Here is a 21302-nt window from a genome sequence, read left to right as displayed (position 1 = left end):
CGTCCTTCCTGTTGGTCACCGGCGTCACTGCGCCAGCGAGACGATGCTGATCAGCCCCGGGAAGAGGGCGAACACGACGGTGACCGGCAGCACCAGGAAGACGACCGGCACCATCATGGCGATCTCCTTGCGCCCACCGGCCTCCAGCAGCCGGCGCTTGCCGGCCTCCCGGACGTCGGCGGCCTGGGCGCGCAGCACCTCGGCCAGCGGCGTGCCGCGCTCGATGGCCACGATGAGGCCGTCGACGAAACGGGCCAGGGCCTCCAGGGAGGTGCGGTCGGCGAGCTGCTGCAGCGCCTCGACCAGGGGCATCCCGGCCCGGGCCCGGTCCAGGGTCGACCGCAGCTCCCGGGCCAGTTCGCCGCCGGAGAGCCGGGTGACCCGCCCGATCGCCGCGGTCGGGCTCTCCCCCGCCGTGACCGCCAGCGCGAGCAGCTCGGCGACCACCGGGAACTCGGCCAGCAGCAGCTCCTCGCGGCGCTGCACCTGCTGGGTCAGCCACCAGTCGCGGCCGAGCACCCCGCCGACCAGCCCGGCCACGCAGAGCAGCACCGCCGACAGCAGGTTGACCGAGCCGGCGAACGCGGAGCCGACGCCGGTCAGCACGGCGCCGCCGAGCAGACCGAGCCCGCCCCACACGACCTGCTCGATCCGGAAGTCCTCCACGGTGGTCTCGCCCCCGAGGGCGTCCAGCCGCCGGCGGACGGCGACCCGGCCGCCCAGCACCCGGTCGACGAACCGGGCGCCGTCGGCGAGCACCGGGCCGAACACCCGCCGCGCGGCGGTGAGCATCCCCGGCTGGGTGATCGTGCCGAGCAGCCGGGACGGCGCGGGACTGTCGTGCACGTAGGGGGCCAGCCGGTCGACCAGCCGCACCTGCCGGAACGGCGGGGCGAAGCTGACGGCCAGCAGGACGCCGGTGGCGGCGACCAGCCCCAACAGCATGCCGACCAGCCCGGCGCTCACGCGGTCTCCCCGCGTTCCCGCGACGCCCGGGGGCCGCTCACTGCAGCACCCGCACGTCCTGCGGCAGCCGGCCGATCCGCAGCATCAGCCGGTAGGCGACGACGCACACCGCACCGCCACCCAGCAGCAGGGCGCTGCCCACCGGGGAGTCGTAGGCGGTGAGGGTCTGCTGCTGGGTGGCGAGCAGGAGCAGCACGACCCAGGGCGCACCGACCGCCAGGCGGGCCGCCTGGACCACCCAGCCCTGCCGGGTCTCCAGCTCCGCCCGGGCCCGCGCGTCCTCACGCAGGAACGCGGCGAGCGTGCGCAGCACCCGGCCGAGGTCGCTGCCGCCGACCTCCCGGGCCACCCGCAGCGTCTCCACGATCCGGTCGCCCACCGGGTCGGCCAGGTCGTCCTTGAGCCGGTCGAGCGCATCGCTGAACCGGCCGCTGGACCGGTGGTCGGCAGCGAACCGCGCGAACGAGCCGCGCAGCACCTCCGGGCCGCGGACGGCCAGGGCCGACAGAGCCTCGGGCAGCGACAGCCCGGCCCGGACCGCCGAGGCGAGGTTGTCGACCACCTCCGGCCACACATCGCGCAGGTCGGCCCGTCGCTTCCCGGCCAGCCGACGCACGAGCAGGTACGGCACGGCCGCGCCGAAGACGCCGAACGCCAGGCTGATGGTCACCGTGCGGGTGGTCACGAGCACGAGGAGGGTGACGGCCACCCCCAGGCCGACCTGCAGCGCGAGCAGCTGGGCGGGGTTGATCCCGTTCAGCCCGGCGGCGGCCAGCAGCTGCTGCCGCCGTCCGGCCCGGCGGGCGGCCACCCGCTGCGCGGGTGCCCGGCTGCCGCTGCGCCAGATCAGCAGCAGGCCGACCCCGAGCGCCAGCCCGAGCAGCCCGCCGGAGATCGTCACGGCCGGTCCCCGAGCAGCTCCGCGAGGTCGAACCCGTGGGCCGCGTAGCGCTCGGGGTGCGGCGGGTGGCCGTCGGCGCGGACGAGCCGGCCGTCGCGGGTGGTGAAGACGTCGGCGGTCTCGACCACGCTGCCCTCGGTGCGACCGGGCAGGGCGACGACCTCGCGCAGCCGGCGCTGCCCACTGGGCTCGGTGCCCACGTGGACGACGAGGTCGACGGACGAGGCGACGGTCGGCACGACGAACGCGTGGCCGATGTTCTCGCCGGCGAGCAGCGGCAGGGTGCACATCTTCACCACTGCCTCGCGGGCGCTGTTGGCGTGCAGCGTGCACATGCCGGGCAGGCCGCTGTTGAGCGCGATGAGCAGGTCGAGGCACTCCTCCTGGCGCACCTCCCCGACCACCAGGCGGGAGGGGCGCATCCGCAGCGCCTCCTTGACCAACCGGCGAAGCGGGATCTCCCCGGCGCCCTCCAGGTTGGGCTGGCGGGTCTGCATCGCCACCACATCGGGCAGCGGCACCCGCAGCTCGAAGACCTCTTCGCAGGTGACCACCCGCTCGCGCGCCGGCACGGCCGCGCAGAGGCAGTTGAGCATCGTCGTCTTGCCGGCCTGGGTGCCCCCGGAGACCAGGATGTTGAGCCCCGCCGCGACCGACGCCTCCAGGAAGCGGGCGACCTGCGAGGTGAGGGTGCCCAGCGCGACGAGCTCGTCGAGGGAGTGGGCCTGCAGCACGAACTTGCGGATGTTGACCGCCATGTGCCGGCGGGTGACGTCGGGGATCACCACGTGCAGCCGTGAGCCGTCGGGCAGCATCGCGTCGACGAACGGGGTCGACATGTCGATCCGTCGACCGGAGCTGCGCAGCATCCGCTCGACCAGGTCGGCCAGCTGCCCCGCACCGAGGATCGTGGTGGTCAGCTCGCTGCGGCCGCGGCGGGCGACGAACACCCGGCCGGGCTCGTTGACCCAGATCTCCTCGACCTCGGGGTCGTCCAGCCACCGCTGCAGCGGCCCGTACCCGGCCACCCGGTCGAGCACGTCGCGGGCCACGCCCTCCGGGTCACCGACCGGCGGCAGCGCCGAGGACAGCGCCCGCTCGGCGTAGTCGGCGACGACGTCGCGGACCAGCAGCCGCACCGGCGCCGGGTCGGTGAACGGGTCGAGCCCCTGCCTGCGGATGAGCTCGCGGACCTCGCCGTCGACGAGGTCGACAGCACTGCTCGGAGCCGGCACGACACCCCCGCTGACCAGCCATCGGACGATTGAGTCCAGCGACTGTAAGCGGACGGAGCGGTCTCGCGGGGCGCCCTGTGGACGAAGCGTGACCCTCTCACCCGGTGGTTCACCCGATCAGGCGACCGGGCCCACCGGCGGGGTCAGTCGGCGGTGACGGCGGTGGGCACGGCCGAGTCGTCGAGGGCCGGGGCGAGCTCCAGACCGGCCTCGTCGACCAGCCCCCGGACCGTCTCCGCCGACGGGGCGGCGGCGATCGACTCGGCGAGGTCGCGGTGCGCCCCGATCCGCTGCTCGACGTCGGTGACGGCCGCGCCGGCCAGCAGGGCCCGCTGCTTCTCCCGCTCGAGGAGCTCCAGCCGGGTGGCGACCGGCACCAGCGTGGCGCGCTGCGCGGCGGCGAGGTCGTGGGCGTGGTCGTTGCGCGCCTGCTGGGCCGCCGCCGGGGAGACGTCGGTGCCGGACGACCCGCACGCGCTGAGCCCGAAGGTCCCGGCGAGGACGGCGGCGGCGAGGGCGGTGCGGGCGAGACGAGCGGCCATCACGACTCCTTGGTTGGTTGAACGCTTGACTGATGACTGCCCGCATTCGATTGCTAACGATCCGGCGGTTCGTCACTTCACCCCGACGAGGGAGGCCGGACGCAGAACGGGCCGCCTCCCCGCATCGGGGAGGCGGCCCGTCGAGGGCGGAGCGGTCAGGCGCGGGTCGCGCCGTTGGCCCCGTCGTGACGCACGGCCCCGTCCTGGCCCACGGTCCCGTCGTGCCGCACCGCCTCGTCATGGCGCGCGGTCGCGTGACCCTCGTCCTGCCGGACGTCGCCGTGCCGGACGTCCTGGCGGACCTCGTCGTGCCGGACCTCGTCGTGCCGGACGTCGCGCCGGTCCTCAGGGTCCTGGCGGGCGTGCCGGCCGTCGGACTGCGCCAGCCCCGGTGCCAGCTTCTCCGCCCTGGCCTTCAGCTCGGCGGCCTGCGACCGCTCCTGCTGCGCCTGCGCGGCGCGCTCCCGCGCCTCCCGCTCGGCCAGCGCGGTGCGCTCCTCGACCTCGGCGCGCTCCCGTCGGGCCCGGGCGGCCTGCTCGTCGGCGAGCGCCTGGTCCTTCTCCGCCCGCGCGGAGAGCACCTGGGCCTCCTGCAGGTGGTCGCGCGCCTGCTCGCGCTTGCGCTCCTTGCTCGCGCCGCCGCGCTTGACGATGGCCAGGGCGATGAGCGCCAGCACGGCCACGACGATGACGACGATCAGCCAGGTGTCCACGGGGATCCTCCTCGATTGGTGGACGGGAGGTGCCCGGCGTTGATCAAGGGGAAACGTCGCGGCACGACCAGCGGCCGGCGGTCGGCACAGCCGCTGCAACGAGTGGTTACAGCAACTGCACCGAGCAGCTCAGCTGCGGGGCAGTACCGCGTCGATCAGGTGCGGGCCGGGCTCGGCCAGCGCGGCGCGGAACTGGTCGGCCAGCTCCTCGGCGGTGGTGGCCCGGGTGGCCGGCACGCCCATCCCGGTCGCCAGCGCGACGAAGTCCAGCGCCGGCCCGCCCAGGTCCAGCAGCCTGCCGGCCCGCTCTCCCCCGCCGGCCGCCCCGACGGCCTCCAGTTCCCCGGCGAGGATCGCGTAGGCGCTGTTGTCGCAGATGACCGTGGTGACGTCGAGCTGCTCGCGGGCCTGGGTCCACAGCGCCTGGATCGTGTACATCGCGCTGCCGTCGGCCTGCAGCGAGACGACCGGCCGGTCCGGGCAGGCGACGGCCGCGCCGGTGGCCACCGGCATCCCCTGCCCGATCGCGCCGCCGGTGAGGGTCAGCCAGTCGTGCGCCGGCGCTCCGACCGTCGCCCCCGGCAGGTAGTAGCCGCTCGTCAGCGCCTCGTCGACGACGATCGCCCGCTCGGGCAGCAGCGCCCCGACCACCTCGGCCAGGGCCCTGGTGTCCAGTTCGCCGGTGGGCAGCTCGGGGCGGCAGGCCTCGGCGAGCTGCGGCGACGCGCCCGGCGCGGCCAGCTCGGCCAGCGCCTGCAGCGCCGCGGTGCCGTCCTCCCCCGGGGCGGCCAGCACGTGCACGGTGCAGCCCTCGGGCACCAGGCGCCCGTCCATGCCGGGGTAGCCGAAGAACGCCACGGGCTCGACGGCACCGACCAGCACGAGGTGCCGCACGCCGTCCAGCTGCTTGCGGGCGCCCGCGGGCGGATAGGGCAGCTTGAGCACGTCGGGCAGGCCCGCCCCGCGCTGCATCCGCGCGGGCGACCGCTGGGACAGCAGCCGGGTACCGGTGCCGGCCGCGACCTGGGCAGCGGCCCGCAGCCCGGGCTCGAGCACCGCGTCGCCGCCGAGGAACAGCACCGTCGAGTCGCCGAGCACCCCGGCCACCTCCTCGACGACGGCGGCCGGCACCTGCGGCGCGGGACGCCGGGCCGGGACGGCGGCCTGCACACCGCCGTCGCTCCACGAGACGTCGGCGGGCAGCACCAGCGTGGCGACCTGCCCCCGCGCGGCCGCGGCGATCGCGTCGGCGGTGTCGGCGCCCACGTCGCTGGTGGCCAGCGAGCGGCGCACCCAGCCGGAGACGGTGCCGGCCAGCGCGTCGATGTCGGACTCCAGCGGCGCGTCCAGCCGCTTGTGGGTCAGCGCGTGGTCACCGACCACGTTCACCATCGGCGTCCGCGCCCGGCGGGCGTTGTGCAGGTTGGCGATGCCGTTGCCCAGCCCGGGCCCCAGGTGCAGCAGGGTGGCCGCCGGGCGGCCGGCCATCCGGGCGTAGCCGTCGGCCGCGCCGGTGGCGACGCCCTCGAACAGGGTCAGCACGGCGCGCATCTCCGGCACCTCGTCGAGGGCCGCCACGAAGTGCATCTCCGAGGTGCCGGGGTTGGCGAAGCAGACGTCCACCCCGCCGCCGACCAGGGTGCGGATCACTGACTGCGCGCCGTTCACGTGGCCTCCGTCGTCGCACCGCTCACCGGTGAGCGGCCTCCCCCGGCAGCCTGGCACGGGCACTCCCGCACGGCGATCCGGCTGCGGCAGGATGCCCGGCATGGTGCCCGGGCTGGTGACCGCCGTCCGGGGCGCGCTGCGCGCCGACGCCGACCCCGAGCGTGGCCGCGGCATGCAGGCCTACCTGAAGACGGACGAACACTGCCTCGGGGTGCGGCTGCCCGACGTGCGCCGGCACGTGCGCGACGCCGCGGCCGCGCACCCACCGGCGACGCTCACCGACCTCGAGCAGGCGGCGCGCACGCTCTGGCAGGAGGCGACCGCCCGCGAGGAGCGGCACGCGGCCATCGCGCTCACCGGGCTGCCGATGGCCCGCGGGGCGCTGCCGTTGCTGCCGCTGCACGAGGAGATGATCACCACCGGCGCCTGGTGGGACCTGGTCGACGGCGTCCAGCCCCGGGTCCGCGACCTCCTGCTCGCCTCCCCCGGGCAGCTGCGGCCGGTGCTGCAGGGCTGGGCGCGCAGCACCGACCGCTGGCTGCGGCGCAGCGCGATCACCGCCCAGCTCGGCGCGAAGGCCGCCACCGACACCGTGCTGCTCACCGAGGTCATCGAGGTCAACGCCGGTGACCCGGAGTTCTTCGTCCGCAAGGCGATCGGCTGGGCGCTGCGCGACCTGGCCAAGACCGACCCCGCCTGGGTGCGCCGCTTCCTGGCCGGGCACGAGCTCAGCCCGCTCTCCCGTCGGGAGGCGGCCAAGCACCTGGACCGGTGAGGTCGGCGCAGCACGAACAGTCCCCGGCCGAGCGGACCCCGCGCCGCGAGTCCCAGGACAGCACCGACCACAGCGACCGCCCCGACAGCACCGAGCCGATCGACAGCCACGACCCGGCCGAGCCGATCGAGCTGCTCGACCCCACGCTCAGCACCGAGCCGAACGAGCCGATGCTGCCGACCGACAGCACCGACCCGGCGCTGCCGATCGAGAGCACCGACCCGGTCGACCCGATCGACCACAGCGAGGCCCGCGACCACAGCGAGCGGCTCCGCCGCCGGCGTCTGCTCATGGGTGAGTTCGTACCGCGCTCAGAAGGTGAGGACCAGCCGCCCGCGCACGCCACCGGCCTCCAGCCGGCGGTGCGCCTCCGCGGCGTCCGCGGCCGGGAAGGTCTGCGCCACCCGCAGGGTCAGCACGCCCGCCTCCACCTGCTCCCGCAGCCCGTCGAGCTTGCCGGGCTCCTCGCTGTAGTCGCGCACCATCACCGGGAACACCCGCAGGTCGCGCTGCCCGTCGCCGCGGTACCCGCGCACGGTGGCCACCGCACCGCCGTCCTTGACCGCGGGCAGCACGGCGGCGTCCTGCACCGCGCCGTCGGCCAGCCCGTCGACCCCGTCGGGGAACTGCTCGCGGATCCGGTCGGCCACGCCGTCCCCGCGCCGGACGACGACGTCGGCGCCCAGGCCGCGCACCAGCTGCTCGTCCTCCTCCTTGGCGTCGGCGACCACGGTGAGCCCCTCGGCCTTGGCCAGCTGGACGACGTAGCCACCGAACGCCCCGGCCGCACCGGTCACCGCGAGCACCTGGCCCGGCGTCAGCGCCATCGCGTCCAGCGCCATCCGGGCGGTGAGCCCGTTCATCGGCAGCGTCGACGCCGCGACGTCGCTCGCCCCGGCCGGCACCCGGGCCACCGACGCCGCCGGCAGGACGACGTCCTCCCGGTAGCCGCCGTGCGCACCGGTCGGGACGACGACGCCCATCACGTGCTCGCCGACGTCGACGCCGAGCTCGACGCCCTCACCGATCTCGGCCAGCACCCCGGCGACGTCCATCCCGGGCACGTAGGGGAACTCCTTGACCGGGTCGCGCTGGGCGTAGGTGCCGTTGCGGGAGTAGGTGTCGGTCGGGTTGACCGTCGCCGCGCTCACCCGCACCCGCACCTGGCCCGGGCCCAGCGGCTCGGCCGGGACGTCGACCAGGTGCAGGGCCTCGGGCCCACCGAACTCCGTCACTCCGACTGCTCTCATGCCGACCGGCTACCCCGGCGTCGACGTCACCCACACCCGCTCGGGACGTGTCGACCGCCACCGGGCACTCACAGCAGGCGCCTGGCCACGGCTGTGCTCGCCGCCAGCCAGTGACCCGACGGTCACTGCATGCCATCGCTCCCCCTGGGCGCCGCCGAGCCCGTCCCACTGCACCCGGTCATCGACGTCGTCGTCCCCGTGCACGACGAGGAGGCCGACCTCGAGCCGTGCCTGCGCCGGCTGCACCACCACCTGAGCACCCAGCTCCCCTACCCGTTCCGGATCACGGTCGCGGAGAACGCCAGCACCGACGGCACGGTCGCCGTGGCCCGCCGGGTCGCCGCCGAGCTGCCCGGCATCGAGGTGCTCGTGCTGCCCGACCCCGGCCGGGGCCGCGCGCTGCGCACCGCCTGGCTCGGCTCGGACGCACCGGTGCTGGTCTACATGGACGTCGACCTGTCCACCGACCTCGCTGCGCTGCTGCCGCTGGTCGCCCCGCTGATCAGCGGGCACTCCGACCTGGCCATCGGCACCCGGCTGGCGGCGTCGTCCCGGGTGGTGCGCGGCGCCAAGCGCGAGCTCGTCTCCCGCGGCTACAACCTGCTGCTGCGCGGCACCCTGGCCACCCGGCTGTCGGATGCGCAGTGCGGCTTCAAGGCGATCCGCGCCGAGGTCGCCGCCCGGCTGCTGCCGCTGGTGGAGGACACCGGCTGGTTCTTCGACACCGAGCTGCTGGTGCTCGCCGAGCGCAGCGGGCTGCGGATCCACGAGGTGCCCGTCGACTGGGTCGACGACCCGGACAGCCGGGTCGACATCGTGGCCACCGCGAAGGCCGACCTCGCTGGGATCGCCCGGATGCTCCGCGCCCTCACCACCGGCCGCCTGCCGGTCGCCGAACTGCGCGCCCAGCTGGGGCGCGGCCCCCTGCCCGGACCGCTCGCCGACCCGGTGCCCGGGGTGCCGGCCGGGCTGTTCGGCCAGCTGGTCCGGTTCGCCACCATCGGCGTGCTCTCCACGCTGGCCCACCTCGTGCTGTTCGTGCTGCTGCGCACGGTCGTGGGCCCCCAGCCGGCGAACCTGGTCGCGCTGCTGGTCACCTCGGTCGCGAACACCGCGGCCAACCGGCGGATCACCTTCGGCATCCGCGGCGGCCCCGGCGCCGGCCGCGCCCAGCTGCAGGGCCTCGTCGTCCTCGGTCTCGGGCTGGCGCTGACCAGCGGCACCCTCGCCGCCCTGCACGCGGTCACCCCCAGCCCGGCCCGCGGCACCGAGGTGCTGCTGCTGGTCGCCGCCAACGCAGTGGCCACCCTGCTGCGCTTCCTGCTGCTGCGCGGCTGGGTCTTCCGCACCCACCCGGCCACCGCCCCCACCCCCGAGCCCGCCGTCCCGGCGATGGAGACCGTCCGATGAGCACCGTCCTCGACTCCCCCACTCCCCCGGCCGCGCCGGCGCCCGAGCCCGCCCGCGCCTCGCGCGCCCGCCGGCTGGTGCGCGGCCGGGACGACGACCCGGGCTGGGTGCGCCCGGCGCTGCTCGGGCTGCTGGCCGCCACCGGCCTGCTGTACCTGTGGGACCTCGCCGCCTCCGGCTGGGCCAACGCCTTCTACGCCGCCGCGGTGCAGGCGGGGTCGGAGAGCTGGGTGGCCTTCTTCTACGGCTCCTCCGACGCGGCGAACTCGATCACCGTCGACAAGCCGCCGGCCTCGCTGTGGGTCATGGAGCTCGCCGTCCGGGTGTTCGGGCTGAACTCGTGGTCGCTGCTGGTGCCGCAGGCGCTGATGGGCGTGGCCACCGTCGGGGTGGTGTACCTGGCGGTGCGCCGGGTCGTCGGCCCCGGCGCCGGCCTGCTCGCCGGTGCGGCCATGGCGCTGACCCCGGTGGCAGTGCTGATGTTCCGCTTCGACAACCCCGACGCGCTGCTCGTGCTGCTGATGACGCTGGCCGCCTACGCCACCACCCGGGCGCTGGAGCGGGCCAGCCTGCGCTGGATGGTCGGCGTCGGGGTGCTGATCGGCTTCGCCTTCCTGACCAAGACGCTGCAGGCGATGCTCGTCGTCCCCGGCTTCGCGCTGGTGTACCTGATCGCCGCGCCGACCACCCTGGCCAAGCGGTTCGGGCACGTGCTGGCCGCCGGGGCGGCGATGGTCGTCGCCGGCGGCTGGTGGGTCGCGGTCGTCGAGCTGGTGCCGGAGTCGTGGCGGCCCTACATCGGTGGCTCGCAGACCGACTCCGCCTGGGAGCTGATCTGGGGCTACAACGGCCTGGGCCGGCTCACCGGGAACGAGACCGGCAGCGTGGGCGGTGGTGGGGGCAACTGGGGCGAGACGGGCATCGGCCGGCTGGTCGACTCCGAGATCGGCGGTCAGGTCGCCTGGCTGCTGCCGGCGGCGCTCGCCCTGCTGGTCGCCGGCCTGGTGGCCGTGGGCCGGGCGCCGCGCACCGACCCACGCCGGGCGGCGCTGATCACCTGGGGCAGCTGGCTGCTGGTCACCGGAGCCACCTTCAGCTTCATGGCCGGCATCTTCCACGCCTACTACACCGTCGCCCTGGCCCCGGCGATCGCCGCCCTGGTCGGCATCGGTGGCGGGCTGCTCTGGCAGCGCCGGGCGGCCGTCTGGGCGCGGACCGTGCTGGCCCTCGCCCTGGCCGGCACCGGGGTCTGGTCGTTCGTGCTGCTCGGCCGGTCGGCGGACTTCCTGCCCTGGCTGCGCTGGGGCGTGCTGATCGGCGGCCTGCTCGCCGCGCTCGGTCTGCTGGTGGTGCACGTCGGCGGCCGGCTGGTGGCGGCGACGGTGCTGGCCGTGGGCGTCCTGGCTGCGCTCGGCGGCCCGGCCGCCTACGCCGTGCAGACCGCCGGGACGGCGCACACCGGCTCGATCCCCTCGGCCGGCCCGACGGTGAGCGGCAGCTCGGGCTTCGGCGGTGGCGGCCCGGGCGGGGGCGGTGGCGGCTTCCCGGGAGCGGGCCAGCGGGGCACCCCGCCGGCCAATGGCTCCGGTGGCCAGCCGGGCACCCCGCCCGGTGGGACCACCGGCGGCACGACCGGCGGCCGGATGGGCGACGGCGGTGCCGGTGGCGGGACGGGCGGTGGCGGCATGGGCGGCCTGCTCGAGGCGGCCGACGCCAGCGACGAGGTGGTGGAGGCGCTGCTGACCGACGCCGCCAGCTACACCTGGGTCGCTGCGGCCGTCGGTTCGAACAACGCCGCCGGCTACCAGCTGGCCAGCGAGGAGCCGGTGATGGCGATCGGCGGCTTCAACGGCAGCGACCCCTCGCCCACGCTGGAGCAGTTCCAGGCCCACGTCGCCGACGGCCAGGTGCACTGGTTCATCGGCGGTGGCATGGGGATGAGCAGCGACAGCGGCAGCAACGCCGCCGCCGAGATCGCCGCCTGGGTGGCGGAGAACTTCACCGCCCAGACGATCGACGGGGTGACGATGTACGACCTCAGCGGCGCCGCCGACTGATCGCCCCGCCGACAGTTGAGCCGTGCCCCCAGGAGGGGGCAGGGCTCAACTGTGCCGGGAAGCGGGTCACCGGGCTCACCGCCGGGTGCGCCAGGTCGGGGTTACCGTCGCAGCGGTGACCTCCCGCCGTCTCCTCATCGCCGCGCTGGCCACCGGCGCGCTGGTCCTGGCCGGCTGCGGCTCGTCGGAGGAGCCGGCCGACGCGGTCCGCCCGGGTACCGCGGAGCCGACCGCCGCGAGTGACGCAGCCGCCGCTGCAGCCATGGCCGACCCGGCCGCGGTGCAGGACCCGGCCCAGGCCGCCGTCGCCGTCGCCCTCCGCGCCACCGACCTGCCGGCCGGGTGGTCGGTGCAGGCCAACCCGCTGCCCGCCGACGCCGACCTCACGGCGAACCCGAGCCTGACCGGCATCTGCGGGCAGACCTTCACCTCCGAGCAGCACCGGACGTCGAAGCAGCCGGTCGTCGGGCTGGACAGCAGCGGCACCCCGCAGCTGTCGTCGGAGGCGATCGCCTACGACTCGCCGGCCGCGGCGGGCGCCGCTGTGCAGGAGCTGGTGCAGGCCTTCGGCCGCTGCCCGGAGGACCAGTACACCTTCCAGCCCGCCCCCAGCGCCGAGGGCCTGGCCGCCACCAGCGTCGTCTTCCAGTACGAGCTCGCCGACGGCACCACCCAGGTGGTGCTCGCCCAGGCCCGTGGCCAGGTGCTGTCGGTGCTGATCGGTGAGGACCCGGCCACCACCGCCGCCGCCGGCCGCGCGATCGCCACGCGGCTGGCGGCGCTGCCTGCCGGGGCGATCGGTGCCTGACCGGCACACTGTCCCGGCCCGGGCGGTGTGCTCCCGGACGGTGCGGTCCCGGACGGTGTGGCGCGGGGCGACGGCGCGGAGCAGCGACGAGGGGACGACGTGAGCCAGGACGACTTCTACCGCGGCGACGCACCCTGGAGCGACACCCAGCACTCGGCGTCCAGCCCGGGAACGCCTCCGCCCGCCACCGGGTACGCCCAGCCCGGGTACGGCCCACCCCCGGGCTACGGCCCCCCGCCGGGGTACGGCACCCAGCCCGGCTACGGCACCCAGCCCGGCTATGGCGCCCAGCCCGGCTATGGCGCCCAGCCCTTCTACGGCGCGGGCCGCCGGCCGACCAACGGGCTGGCCATCGCCGCGGTCATCTCGATCTTCCTGTTCCCGCCGCTGGCGCTGGTGCTCGGCGTGCTCGCGCGCCAGCAGATCCGCCGCACCGGCGAGGAGGGCGCCGGCCTGGCGCTGGCCGCGATCGTCATCGGCGGGGTGGCCGTGGCGATGATCGTCGCCTTCGTGCTGTTCTGGACCATCGCGCTGGTGTCGATCAGCAACGGCACCCTCGGCGGCTGATCCGGCGGGTCAGCCCTCCGGCGGGGTGAACGCCGACGTCCGGGCCATCCCGGCCGCCCGGCCCTTGCCGGCGATGACCAGCGCCATCTTGCGGCTGGCCTCGTCGATCATCTCGTCACCGAGCATCGCCGAGCCCTTCTTCCCACCCGCCTCCGACGTCGCCCAGTCGTAGGCGTCCAGGATCAGCTCGGCGTGGTCGTAGTCGGACTGCGACGGCGCGTAGACCTCGTTGGCCGCGTCGATCTGGCCCGGGTGCAGCACCCACTTGCCGTCGAACCCGAGCACCGCCGAGCGCTTGGCGACCTCGCGGAAGGCGTCGACGTCGCGCACCTGCAGGAAGGGCCCGTCGATCGCCTGCACCCCGCGGGCGCGGGCGGCCATCAGGATCGTCATCAGGATGTGGTGGAAGGGGTCGCCCGGGTAGTCCGGGTGCAGCGCGCCGACCACCAGCGACTTCATGTTGATGCTGGCCATGAAGTCGGCCGGGCCGAAGATGATCGTCTCGATCCGCTCGCTGGCGAACGCGATGTCGTTGACGTTGATCAGGCCCTGTGCGGTCTCGATCTGCGCCTCGATGCCGATCCGGCCGACCGGCAGGCCGTTGGCCTTCTCGATCTGGGTGAGCAGCAGGTCCAGCGCCTGCACCTGCCCGGCGTCGGCGACCTTGGGCAGCATCAGGCAGTCGAGCTCCGCGCCGGCGCCCTCGACCACCTCGACCACGTCGCGGTAGGTCCACTCCGTCGTCCAGTCGTTGACCCGGACGGTGCGGATCTTGCCGCCCCACCCGCCCTCGTTCAGCGCGGCGACGATGTTCTTGCGGGCGCCGGGCTTGGCCAGCGGCGCGCAGGCGTCCTCCAGGTCCAGGAACACCTGGTCCGCGGGCAGGCCCTTGGCCTTCTCCAGGAACCGGGGGTTGCTGCCCGGGACGGCGAGGTTGGAACGACGGGATCGGAGCTCGGCCACGGTGCCCTCTCTCTTCTCGGCGACTCGGTTACCGGACAGTAACCAGCGGTCGGCCACCGCGCAGGGGCCCGCCGCGAGCGTGCGGGTGGCGTGGGCGGGGTGGTCCCTCCTCAGACCGGCTCGGCCTCCGGGGCGGGGCGGCCGCCGCGGATGACCAGAGCCACCCCCACCACGACGGCGATCATCCCGGGCAGGGCCAGCAACGGCGGCACCTGGTCGAGCAGGACCAGGGCCACCAGCAGGGCACCGGGCACCTCCAGCAGGACCGCCAGGCCGACCACCGTCGGCCCGACCGTGGAGAGCACCAGGTTCAGCAGGGTGTGCCCGAGCAGCTGCGCGCAGAAGGTGATCGCCGCGATCAGCCACCAGTCGCGGGCGCTGAACCCGGCCAGCGGCACCCCGGCCACCACCGCCGCGACGGCGAGGGCGACCGCGCAGGTGGAGTAGCAGACGACGGCGTACGCGGAGGTGGTCAGCCGCTCCCGCGCCCGGGCGCCGGCGAGCATGTAGCCACCGGCGCAGATCGCCCCCAGCAGCGCCAGCCCGTCGCCGGCCAGCGCCGTCCAGGAGACGGTGACGTCGACCCCGGCGATCAGCGCTGCGCCCAGCACCGCCAGCGCCAGCCCCCACCACACCCCGCCGGGCAGGTGCACGCCGGAGACCCGGGCGGCCAGCGCCGTCCAGATCGGGGTGGTGGTGACCAGCGCGGTCGAGGCGGCCACCGTGGTCATCGACAAGCTGGGCAGCCAGGCGGCGAAGTGCGCGGCAAGGAACAGCCCGGCGACCACGGAGCTGCCCAGCTGCCGGGCCCGCAGGCCGTGCAGCGTCGACCGCTCGCGCAGCAGCAGCACCGGCAGCAGCAGCACCGCACCGGCCGCGTTGCGCCAGAACGCGATCGCCAGGAACGAGGCGGTGACCATCGCGGTCAGCGGCCCGGAGAAGGAGACGCCGACGACGGCCACCGCCATCAGCCCGACGTCCCGCCCACCCGGCCGGGTCACCGCCCAGGCCTGGGACGCCGGCCGGCCCTGCTGCAGGGTCCCGCCGGCCGCAGTGGTGTCGCTCATCCCGGGGTCCGGACGGTGCCGGTGGCGATCGCCCGGACGGCGCCGGCCACGCTCACCGAGGTCACCTCGCCACCGGCGACGGCGACCCGGCCGCGCAGCTCCGAGGGCCGCCCGACCGCGGCGCCCTGCGCCAGCCGGTACTCGGTGACGCCGTCGCCGACCAGCCCCACGGCGGCCAGCCAGATGCCGGTGCCCAGCGCCGCCGACCCGGTGGCCGCGTCGTCGGTGAAGTCCAGGCCGTCGGCGAACACCCGGACGGCGCCCGAGGAGGTGGCCGCGTCCCAGGCGAGCAACGAGACACCGCCCTGCACCCCCGGCAGCAGCGCGGTCAGCGCCGGGACGTCGGGTGCCGCGCGGTCCAGCGCCTCCGGGTGCACCTCCAGCTGGGCGAAGTCGATGCCGCAGCCGACCAGGTGCGCGGGGCGACCGGTGACGTCGTCCGGGCCGAGACCGCAGGCGGCGGCCAGCGCGGCGACGTCCGGGCCGGGCCGCAGCGAGACGGTGCCACCGGTGAGCCGGGCGCCGTCGTCGTCCACCTCGACCTCGACCACCCCGGCGCCGCACTCCTGCCGCAGCACCCCGGCGGGCAGCCGGCCCAGCCGGACCAGGGTGTGCGCCGTGCCCACGCTCGGGTGACCGGCGAAGGGCAGCTCGGTGCGCGGGGTGAAGATCCGCACCCGGTAGTCGGCCCCCGGCTCGGTGGGCGCGCTGACGAACGTCGACTCCGAGTACCCGAACTCCGCGGCCAGCGCCTGGCACTGCGCGGTGCCCAGGTGGCCCGCGTCCAGCACGACGGCGAGCTGGTTGCCGCTGAACGGCCGCGGGGCGAACACGTCCACGACCTCGAAGGCCAGCAGGTCAGAGTCAGGGGCGCCCACGACGCCGACGGTAGCCTCAGCCCCGGCGACCGGAGCTGGTGAGGTCGCCGTCCACCCAGCTGCCCGGTCCCCTGGCCGACGAGCGCGCGCGAGGAGGTGCCGTGACCACGGTGACCAGGGCCTACGTCTCCCGGATCGCCGGCCTGACCGTCTTCGACCCCAACGGCGACCGGGTCGGCAAGGTGCGCGACGTGCTCGTCGCCCTGCGGGTGGGCAGCGCAGCGCCCCGCGTGCTCGGCCTGATCGTCGAGGTCGTCGCCCGCCGGCGGATCTTCTGCCCGATGGGCCGGGTCACCGGCCTGGACGCGGCCTCGGTGATGCTCGCCTCCGGCACGGTCAACCTGAAGCGTTTCGAGCAGCGCGCCGGGGAGACCCTCGTGCTGGGCGAGCTGCTGGACCGCCGGGTCACCATCGAGGACGACGGCCGGCCGGCCACCGTCGTGGACGCCGCGATCGAGCAGACCCGCACCGGTGACTGGGTGCTGTCCCGGCTGGCCGTGCAGGAGCCCGGCCGGCTCGGCCGCCGCGGGCAGCTGCACCAGCTGGCCTGGGACGAGGTCGAGGGGCTCGCGCTGCCGGAGACCGGGCAGAGCGCCGAGACGCTGATCGCCACCTACCGCGAGCTGAACGCCGCCGACGCCGCGCACGCGCTGCAGGAGCTGCCGATCAAGCGGCGCCACGAGGTGGCCGAGGCGATGGACGACAACCGACTGGCCGACGTGCTGGGCGAGCTGCCCGAGGCCGAGCAGATCACCATCCTGGGCACCCTCGAGGAGCGGCGGGCCGCCGACGTCCTGGAGGAGATGGACCCCGACGACGCAGCCGACCTGCTGGCCGAGCTGTCCACCCTCGACCGGGACCGGCTGCTGGAGCTGATGGAGCCCGACGAGGCCGAGCCGGTGCGCCAGCTGCTGAAGTACTCCGAGGACACCGCCGGCGGCATCATGACCAGCGAGCCGGTGATCCTGTCCCACGACGCGACCATCGCCGAGGCGCTGGCCCGGGTGCGTGCGCCCGAGCTCACCCCCGCGCTGGCCAGCCAGGTCTACGTCTGCCGGCCGCCCTCGGCCACGCCCACCGGGCGCTACCTCGGGCTGGCACACATCCAGCGGCTGCTCCGCGAACCACCCTCGACGCTGGTCAGCGGGGTGCTCGACGACCTCGACCCGCTGCGCCCGGAGGCGCCGCTGGCCGAGGTGACCCGCTACTTCGCCACCTACAACCTGGTGGCCGCCCCGGTGGTCGACGCGCAGGGCCGGCTGGTCGGCGCGGTGAGCGTGGACGACGTCCTGGACCACCTGCTGCCCGACGACTGGCGCGAGCGGTCCCGTCGTGGCTGAGGACAGCCGGCGCGCCGACCTGCGCCTGGACCAGCCCCGCGGCGCCCGGGGCATCGGCAGCTTCCTGCGGCTGGACCCCGACGCGGTGGGCCGGTTCGCCGAGGGGATCGCCCGCTTCCTGGGCACCGGCCGGTTCCTCGCCGTGCAGACGGTCATCGTCGTGGTCTGGATCGTGCTGAACGTGGTGGCGGTCAACCTCCGCTGGGACCCGTACCCCTTCATCCTGCTCAACCTGGCCTTCTCCACCCAGGCCGCGTACGCCGCGCCGCTGATCCTGCTCGCGCAGAACCGGCAGGCCGACCGCGACCGGGTGCAGGCCGAGGAGGACCGCAGCCGGGCCGCGCAGACCCGCGCCGACACCGAGTACCTGGCCCGCGAGCTGGCCTCGCTGCGGGTGTCGGTCGGTGAGCTCGCCACCCGCGACTTCATCCGCGGTGAGCTGAACCGGCTGCTGCCCGACGACGGCGACGGCGAGGGCGGCGAGCGCAAGAAGAAGAGCAAGAAGCGCCGCGACGTGGCCGACCCGGCCGTCTGACCGCCGGCCCCGGACGACGCCCAGCCCCGGACGACGCCCAGCCCCGGACGACGCCCAGCCCCGGACGACGCCCAGCCCCGGACGACGCTCAGCCCCGGACGACGCGCAGCGCGGCGGCGACCGGGTCGCCGGTGGCGGTGTCGACCACGGTGTGCCGCTCGTGCCACTGGTCCAGCCGCCGGGCCTGCACCTGCTGCCACGTCGGCACGGTGTGGCCGGGCAGGTCGGCGGTGCGCTGCTCGACCCGGCGCCGGTGCTCGGCCGGGTCAGTGCAGATCAGCCGCAGCCAGTGCACGCCGGCACCGTGCCGGGCGGCCAGGTCGCGGAACGGCCGCCGGGCGGCGGCGACGTCGAAGACCGCGTCGACAAGCACGTCGGTGCCCGCGGTGAGGCAGGTGTCGGCGGCGGCCAGGGCCAGCTCGTAGCCGTGCGCCCCGACCTCGTCGGGGCCGGCCACCAGCTCCTGCCGGAGCAGCGCGGTCTCGAAGGCGTCGATCCGCAGGTGAGCGGCCCGCACCTCCCGGGCCACCGCGCGGGCGACCGTCGTCTTGCCGACCCCGGGCAGCCCGCCGACCACGATGAGCACCGCGTCTCCTCCGACTGGGGTCACGCCGGTTCAGGCGATCCGGTGGAGCAGGTCCAGCGCCTGCGGGGCGAGCCAGACGGCCGGGACGACGCACGCTGCGGCCCACAGCCGGGTGCGGTGGTCCCGCGGCAGCAGGAGGACCAGCACCAGCACGGTGACCACCTCGGCGAGCGTCTGCACCGGGCGACCGAGCACCGGCAGCGCGCCGTCCTGCCAGGCGAGCCAGGTCTGCCGGGCGCCGCCGCTGCCCAGCACCAGGCCGGCCGGGGCGCCGAGCAGGAGGCCGGGCAGCCAGCCGGTGCGCCGGGTCGCCCAGTGCACCACCGCACCGGTGGCGGGGACCGCGGTGGCCGAGAGGAGCAGCCAGATGACCAGCAGGTCGGACTGCCCGCTGAAGCCGAGCACGAGCGCGGCCCAGCCGTAGTAGGCCACGGTCATCGCGGCGAAGAACACCCCGGAGCGCAGCGCGGCCGCCGGCAGTGAAGGCGCCCGCCAGCCGATCAGCGCCACGACCAGCACCCAGGCCGCGGGGTAGCTGCCCAGGTCGGCGGCCCACTGCCAGCCGGACTCGTCACCGGCCTTGGCCGCGATCCCGGCCAGCACGCCGGCGGCCGCGGCCAGCGGCAGGGCGCTCCGCCGGCGGGCGGGCGCCTCGGGGGTGGCGGTCACGGCACCGATCGTGCCGCCGACGGGCCGCAGCCGGCTCCCGCCGCGCCGGAGCGCGGTGATCGACTGCACACCGAGCAATCTTGCACACTGTGCAACGAGAGGCTCATGCTCGTGCGGTGACCGAGCGAGGACTGCGCGAGCGGAAGAAGGCCGACACCCGTGCGGCGCTCGCCGCGGCGACGCTCCGGCTCGCGGTCGAGCAGGGCTGGGAGCACGTCACCGTGGAGGCCATCGCCGCGGCGGCCGACGTCTCCTACCGGACGTTCTTCAACCACTTCTCCGCCAAGGAGGAGGCGCTGGTCTTCCCGGCCGGGAGCGACCAGCCCCGGCTGTCGGCCCGGCTCCGCGCCCAGCCGGCCGACCTCGACGTGCTCGCCGCCGCCCGCGCGGCGCTGCGCGAGGAGCTCACCGAGCTGGCGAGCGACCCCGCCGCGCTGCACGACCGGATCACCGTGATCGCCGGCAACCCCTCGCTCCTCCCCCGGCTGGTCGAGGTGGGCGCCGCCGACGAGCGCGAGGTGGCCGTGGCCGTCGCCGAGCGCACCGGCCAGGACGCCGACACCGACCTGTACCCGGGGCTGCTGGCCGCCGTGCTGTCCGCCGCCGTCCGGGTGACCTTCTCCCGCTGGCACGTCCAGCGCGGCGCCGTCCCCCTCACCACCCTGCTCGACGAGGCCCTCGACGCACTGGCCGCCGGCCTGCCCGAGCCTCCGCACTGACCACCCCGCCCCACCGATCCACACCATCGACAGGAGCACCATGTCCGCCACCACGGAGACCGGCGCGGCCAGCACCGCGGCCGGCACCGCGGCCAGCACCGAGGCCAGGATGAGCCGACGGGAGGTGCTCCAGGCGCTGTCCGGCCTGATGGTGGGCATCTTCGTGTCCATCCTGGCCGCGACCGTCGTCTCCAACGCCCTGCCGGTGATCATCGCCGACCTGGGCGGCAGCCAGTCGATCTACACCTGGGTCGTCACCGCCGAGCTGCTCGCCATGACGGCGTCGGTGCCGCTGTGGGGCAAGCTCGCCGACCTGGTGAGCCAGAAGCTGCTGGTGCAGCTCTCGCTGACCCTCTTCGTCGCCGGGTCGCTGCTGGCCGGCTTCAGCGAGAACACCACGATGCTGATCGTCGCGCGGGTGGTCCAGGGCCTCGGCGCCGGTGGCCTGACCGCGCTGGTGCAGATCGTGATGGCGGCGATGATCCCGCCGCGCGAGCTGGGCCGGTACGCCGGCATCTTCGGCGCGGTGTTCGCCGTGGCCACCGTCGCCGGCCCGCTGATCGGCGGCGTCATCGTCGACACCTCATGGCTGGGCTGGCGCTGGTGCTTCTTCATGGGCGTCCCGTTCGCCCTGCTGGCGATCGTGCTGCTGCAGAAGACCCTGAAGCTCGAGCAGGTCACGCGCAGGGACGTGCACATCGACTGGCTCGGCGCACTGCTGATCACCGCCGGGGTGAGCACCCTGCTGATCTGGGTGACCCTGGCCGGCAACGACTTCGACTGGCTCTCCGGCACGACCGCGCTCATGGTCGGCGGCGCCGTGGTGCTGCTGGGGCTGGCCCTGGTCGTCGAGTCGCGGGTGGCCGAGCCGGTCATCCCGCTCGGCATCTTCCGCAACCGCACCGTCACCCTCACCGTGGTCGCCAGCGCGCTGGTCGGCATCGCGATGTTCGGCGGCACGGTGTTCCTGTCGCAGTACTTCCAGATCTCGCTGGGCTACTCCCCCACCGAGGCCGGGCTGCTGTCGCTGCCGATGATCGGTGGCCTGCTGGTGTCCTCGACCGTGGCCGGCGCGCTGATCACCAAGACCGGCACCTGGAAGGGGTTCCTGGTCGCCGGTGGCGTGCTGATGACCGTCGGGTTCGGGCTGCTGGCCACCATCGACGCGCAGACCTCGATCTGGCTGCTGGGCGCCTTCATGGTGGTGCTCGGCGTCGGCGTCGGGCTCCTGATGCAGAACCTGGTGCTGGCCGCGCAGAACGACGTGCCGGCCCGCGAGCTGGGCTCGGCGACCTCGGTGCTGTCCTTCTTCCGCAGCCTGGGCGGCACGATCGGCGTCAGCGTGCTCGGGGCCGTGCTGGCCAGCCGGGTCGCCGGTGACCTGGCCGTGCTGGGCGGCGGCTCGGCGGGCGGGGGCGAGACCACCGTCCCCGACGTCTCATCACTGCCCCCGGAGGTCGCCCGCGTGGTGCAGGACGCCTACGGCGACGCCACCGCCGAGCTCTTCCTCATCGCCACGCCGCTGGCCGCCCTGGCGCTGCTGGTCGTGCTGTTCATCAAGGAGAAGCCGTTGAAGACCACCAGCGGCGCCGAGCGGCTCGCCGAGGAGCAGGCACAGCTGCCGCTCGCGCACTGACCACCGGAGGCTGCCGT

The 21302-nt window shown here is 75.1% G+C and carries 22 protein-coding genes; 9 read left to right on the top strand and 13 right to left on the bottom strand.

Annotated elements, in window-relative coordinates:
- Positions 1 to 24: 24 nt before the first annotated feature.
- The 6 genes from ACJTNH_RS15680 to ACJTNH_RS15655 all read right to left on the bottom strand — a co-directional run bounded on the left by ACJTNH_RS15680 (position 25) and on the right by ACJTNH_RS15655 (position 6025).
- Positions 25 to 966 (bottom strand): type II secretion system F family protein, encoded by a 942-nt coding sequence (locus tag ACJTNH_RS15680; protein WP_458177245.1) that lies wholly within the window; start codon positions 964 to 966, stop codon positions 25 to 27.
- Between the two features lie 37 nt (positions 967 to 1003).
- Positions 1004 to 1867 carry a type II secretion system F family protein gene (locus tag ACJTNH_RS15675; RefSeq protein ID WP_458177243.1) on the bottom strand — a complete coding sequence of 288 codons (864 nt, stop codon included), beginning with the start codon at positions 1865 to 1867 and terminating at the stop codon, positions 1004 to 1006.
- A complete protein-coding gene (locus tag ACJTNH_RS15670) occupies positions 1864 to 3102 on the bottom strand; it encodes a CpaF family protein (protein ID WP_458177241.1) in 1239 nt (412 codons plus the stop codon). Before ACJTNH_RS15670 ends, ACJTNH_RS15675 begins: the two co-directional genes overlap by 4 nt.
- A gap of 143 nt (positions 3103 to 3245) precedes the next feature.
- Complete coding sequence (locus ACJTNH_RS15665) at positions 3246 to 3644, bottom strand: hypothetical protein (protein WP_458177239.1); 399 nt, start codon at positions 3642 to 3644, stop codon at positions 3246 to 3248.
- Positions 3645 to 3799: 155 nt separating this feature from the next.
- Positions 3800 to 4357 carry a hypothetical protein gene (locus ACJTNH_RS15660; RefSeq protein WP_458177237.1) on the bottom strand — a complete coding sequence of 186 codons (558 nt, stop codon included), beginning with the start codon at positions 4355 to 4357 and terminating at the stop codon, positions 3800 to 3802.
- A 129-nt stretch (positions 4358 to 4486) separates the two neighbouring features.
- Positions 4487 to 6025 (bottom strand): acetolactate synthase large subunit, encoded by a 1539-nt coding sequence (locus ACJTNH_RS15655; protein ID WP_458177235.1) that lies wholly within the window; start codon positions 6023 to 6025, stop codon positions 4487 to 4489.
- 100 nt (positions 6026 to 6125) lie between these two features.
- Between ACJTNH_RS15655 and ACJTNH_RS15650 the strand changes: the two genes are divergently transcribed.
- Complete coding sequence (locus ACJTNH_RS15650) at positions 6126 to 6800, top strand: DNA alkylation repair protein (protein ID WP_458177233.1); 675 nt, start codon at positions 6126 to 6128, stop codon at positions 6798 to 6800.
- Here ACJTNH_RS15650 and ACJTNH_RS15645 read toward each other — a convergent pair.
- The gene (locus tag ACJTNH_RS15645) at positions 6754 to 7092 is read right to left on the bottom strand and encodes a hypothetical protein (RefSeq protein ID WP_458177231.1); all 339 of its coding nucleotides are present in this window, start codon (positions 7090 to 7092) and stop codon (positions 6754 to 6756) included. The genes ACJTNH_RS15650 and ACJTNH_RS15645 overlap by 47 nt on opposite strands.
- 19 nt (positions 7093 to 7111) lie before the next feature.
- Positions 7112 to 8050, bottom strand: coding sequence for an NADP-dependent oxidoreductase (locus ACJTNH_RS15640; protein WP_458177229.1), 939 nt, complete (start codon positions 8048 to 8050; stop codon positions 7112 to 7114).
- A gap of 129 nt (positions 8051 to 8179) precedes the next feature.
- Between ACJTNH_RS15640 and ACJTNH_RS15635 the strand changes: the two genes are divergently transcribed.
- From ACJTNH_RS15635 to ACJTNH_RS15620, 4 genes are all read left to right on the top strand, one after another.
- Complete coding sequence (locus ACJTNH_RS15635; RefSeq protein WP_458177227.1) at positions 8180 to 9460, top strand: glycosyltransferase; 1281 nt, start codon at positions 8180 to 8182, stop codon at positions 9458 to 9460.
- On the top strand, positions 9457 to 11517 hold the full coding sequence (locus ACJTNH_RS15630; protein ID WP_458177225.1) for a glycosyltransferase family 39 protein: 2061 nt from the start codon (positions 9457 to 9459) through the stop codon (positions 11515 to 11517). The genes ACJTNH_RS15635 and ACJTNH_RS15630 overlap by 4 nt, the downstream gene beginning before the upstream one ends.
- A gap of 115 nt (positions 11518 to 11632) precedes the next feature.
- Complete coding sequence (locus tag ACJTNH_RS15625) at positions 11633 to 12325, top strand: hypothetical protein (RefSeq protein ID WP_458177223.1); 693 nt, start codon at positions 11633 to 11635, stop codon at positions 12323 to 12325.
- 99 nt (positions 12326 to 12424) lie between these two features.
- Entirely contained in the window at positions 12425 to 12892 is a 468-nt protein-coding gene (locus ACJTNH_RS15620; RefSeq protein ID WP_458177221.1) for a DUF4190 domain-containing protein, read from the top strand.
- Between the two features lie 9 nt (positions 12893 to 12901).
- Here the strand turns inward: ACJTNH_RS15620 and ACJTNH_RS15615 are convergent, their stop codons facing one another.
- The 3 genes from ACJTNH_RS15615 to ACJTNH_RS15605 form a co-directional block, all read right to left on the bottom strand.
- Positions 12902 to 13855, bottom strand: a complete 954-nt coding sequence (locus ACJTNH_RS15615; RefSeq protein WP_458177219.1) for an HpcH/HpaI aldolase/citrate lyase family protein — start codon at positions 13853 to 13855, stop codon at positions 12902 to 12904.
- Positions 13856 to 13965: 110 nt separating this feature from the next.
- The gene (locus ACJTNH_RS15610) at positions 13966 to 14922 is read right to left on the bottom strand and encodes a DMT family transporter (protein ID WP_458177217.1); all 957 of its coding nucleotides are present in this window, start codon (positions 14920 to 14922) and stop codon (positions 13966 to 13968) included.
- Positions 14919 to 15800: a PhzF family phenazine biosynthesis protein gene (locus ACJTNH_RS15605; RefSeq protein WP_458177215.1), complete on the bottom strand. Its 882-nt coding sequence runs from the start codon at positions 15798 to 15800 to the stop codon at positions 14919 to 14921. Before ACJTNH_RS15605 ends, ACJTNH_RS15610 begins: the two co-directional genes overlap by 4 nt.
- A gap of 101 nt (positions 15801 to 15901) precedes the next feature.
- Here ACJTNH_RS15605 and ACJTNH_RS15600 point away from each other — a divergent pair, with 101 nt between their 5' ends.
- The gene (locus tag ACJTNH_RS15600; RefSeq protein WP_458177213.1) at positions 15902 to 17140 is read left to right on the top strand and encodes a magnesium transporter MgtE N-terminal domain-containing protein; all 1239 of its coding nucleotides are present in this window, start codon (positions 15902 to 15904) and stop codon (positions 17138 to 17140) included.
- Positions 17133 to 17675 (top strand): DUF1003 domain-containing protein, encoded by a 543-nt coding sequence (locus ACJTNH_RS15595; RefSeq protein ID WP_458177211.1) that lies wholly within the window; start codon positions 17133 to 17135, stop codon positions 17673 to 17675. The genes ACJTNH_RS15600 and ACJTNH_RS15595 overlap by 8 nt, the downstream gene beginning before the upstream one ends.
- A gap of 88 nt (positions 17676 to 17763) precedes the next feature.
- On the opposite strand, the gene ACJTNH_RS15590 is transcribed toward ACJTNH_RS15595, so the two are convergent.
- Together ACJTNH_RS15590 and ACJTNH_RS15585 are read right to left on the bottom strand one after the other, a co-directional pair.
- Positions 17764 to 18261, bottom strand: coding sequence for an AAA family ATPase (locus tag ACJTNH_RS15590; protein ID WP_458177209.1), 498 nt, complete (start codon positions 18259 to 18261; stop codon positions 17764 to 17766).
- Between the two features lie 30 nt (positions 18262 to 18291).
- Positions 18292 to 18930 (bottom strand): DUF6518 family protein, encoded by a 639-nt coding sequence (locus ACJTNH_RS15585; protein WP_458177207.1) that lies wholly within the window; start codon positions 18928 to 18930, stop codon positions 18292 to 18294.
- A 116-nt stretch (positions 18931 to 19046) separates the two neighbouring features.
- Between ACJTNH_RS15585 and ACJTNH_RS15580 the strand changes: the two genes are divergently transcribed.
- Positions 19047 to 19649, top strand: a complete 603-nt coding sequence (locus ACJTNH_RS15580; protein WP_458177205.1) for an acyl-CoA-like ligand-binding transcription factor — start codon at positions 19047 to 19049, stop codon at positions 19647 to 19649.
- Positions 19650 to 19689: 40 nt separating this feature from the next.
- Positions 19690 to 21285, top strand: coding sequence for an MDR family MFS transporter (locus ACJTNH_RS15575; RefSeq protein ID WP_458177203.1), 1596 nt, complete (start codon positions 19690 to 19692; stop codon positions 21283 to 21285).
- Positions 21286 to 21302: the final 17 nt, after the last annotated feature.

The sequence above is a fragment of the Modestobacter lacusdianchii genome, from assembly GCF_054177765.1.
Note: the sequence above shows the minus strand (reverse complement) of the source record. Positions and strands in the feature narration are given on the sequence as shown.

Bases quoted from the DNA above. Each gene is read 5' to 3' on its own strand.
- ACJTNH_RS15575 (WP_458177203.1), top strand. From the start codon at position 19,690: ATGTCCGCCACCACGGAGACCGGCGCGGCCAGCACCGCGGCCGGCACC.
- ACJTNH_RS15630 (WP_458177225.1), top strand. From the start codon at position 9,457: ATGAGCACCGTCCTCGACTCCCCCACTCCCCCGGCCGCGCCGGCGCCC.
- ACJTNH_RS15640 (WP_458177229.1), bottom strand. From the start codon at position 8,050: ATGAGAGCAGTCGGAGTGACGGAGTTCGGTGGGCCCGAGGCCCTGCAC.
- ACJTNH_RS15650 (WP_458177233.1), top strand. From the start codon at position 6,126: ATGGTGCCCGGGCTGGTGACCGCCGTCCGGGGCGCGCTGCGCGCCGAC.
- ACJTNH_RS15665 (WP_458177239.1), bottom strand. From the start codon at position 3,644: ATGGCCGCTCGTCTCGCCCGCACCGCCCTCGCCGCCGCCGTCCTCGCC.
- ACJTNH_RS15610 (WP_458177217.1), bottom strand. From the start codon at position 14,922: ATGAGCGACACCACTGCGGCCGGCGGGACCCTGCAGCAGGGCCGGCCG.
- ACJTNH_RS15635 (WP_458177227.1), top strand. From the start codon at position 8,180: ATGCCATCGCTCCCCCTGGGCGCCGCCGAGCCCGTCCCACTGCACCCG.
- ACJTNH_RS15645 (WP_458177231.1), bottom strand. From the start codon at position 7,092: ATGAGCAGACGCCGGCGGCGGAGCCGCTCGCTGTGGTCGCGGGCCTCG.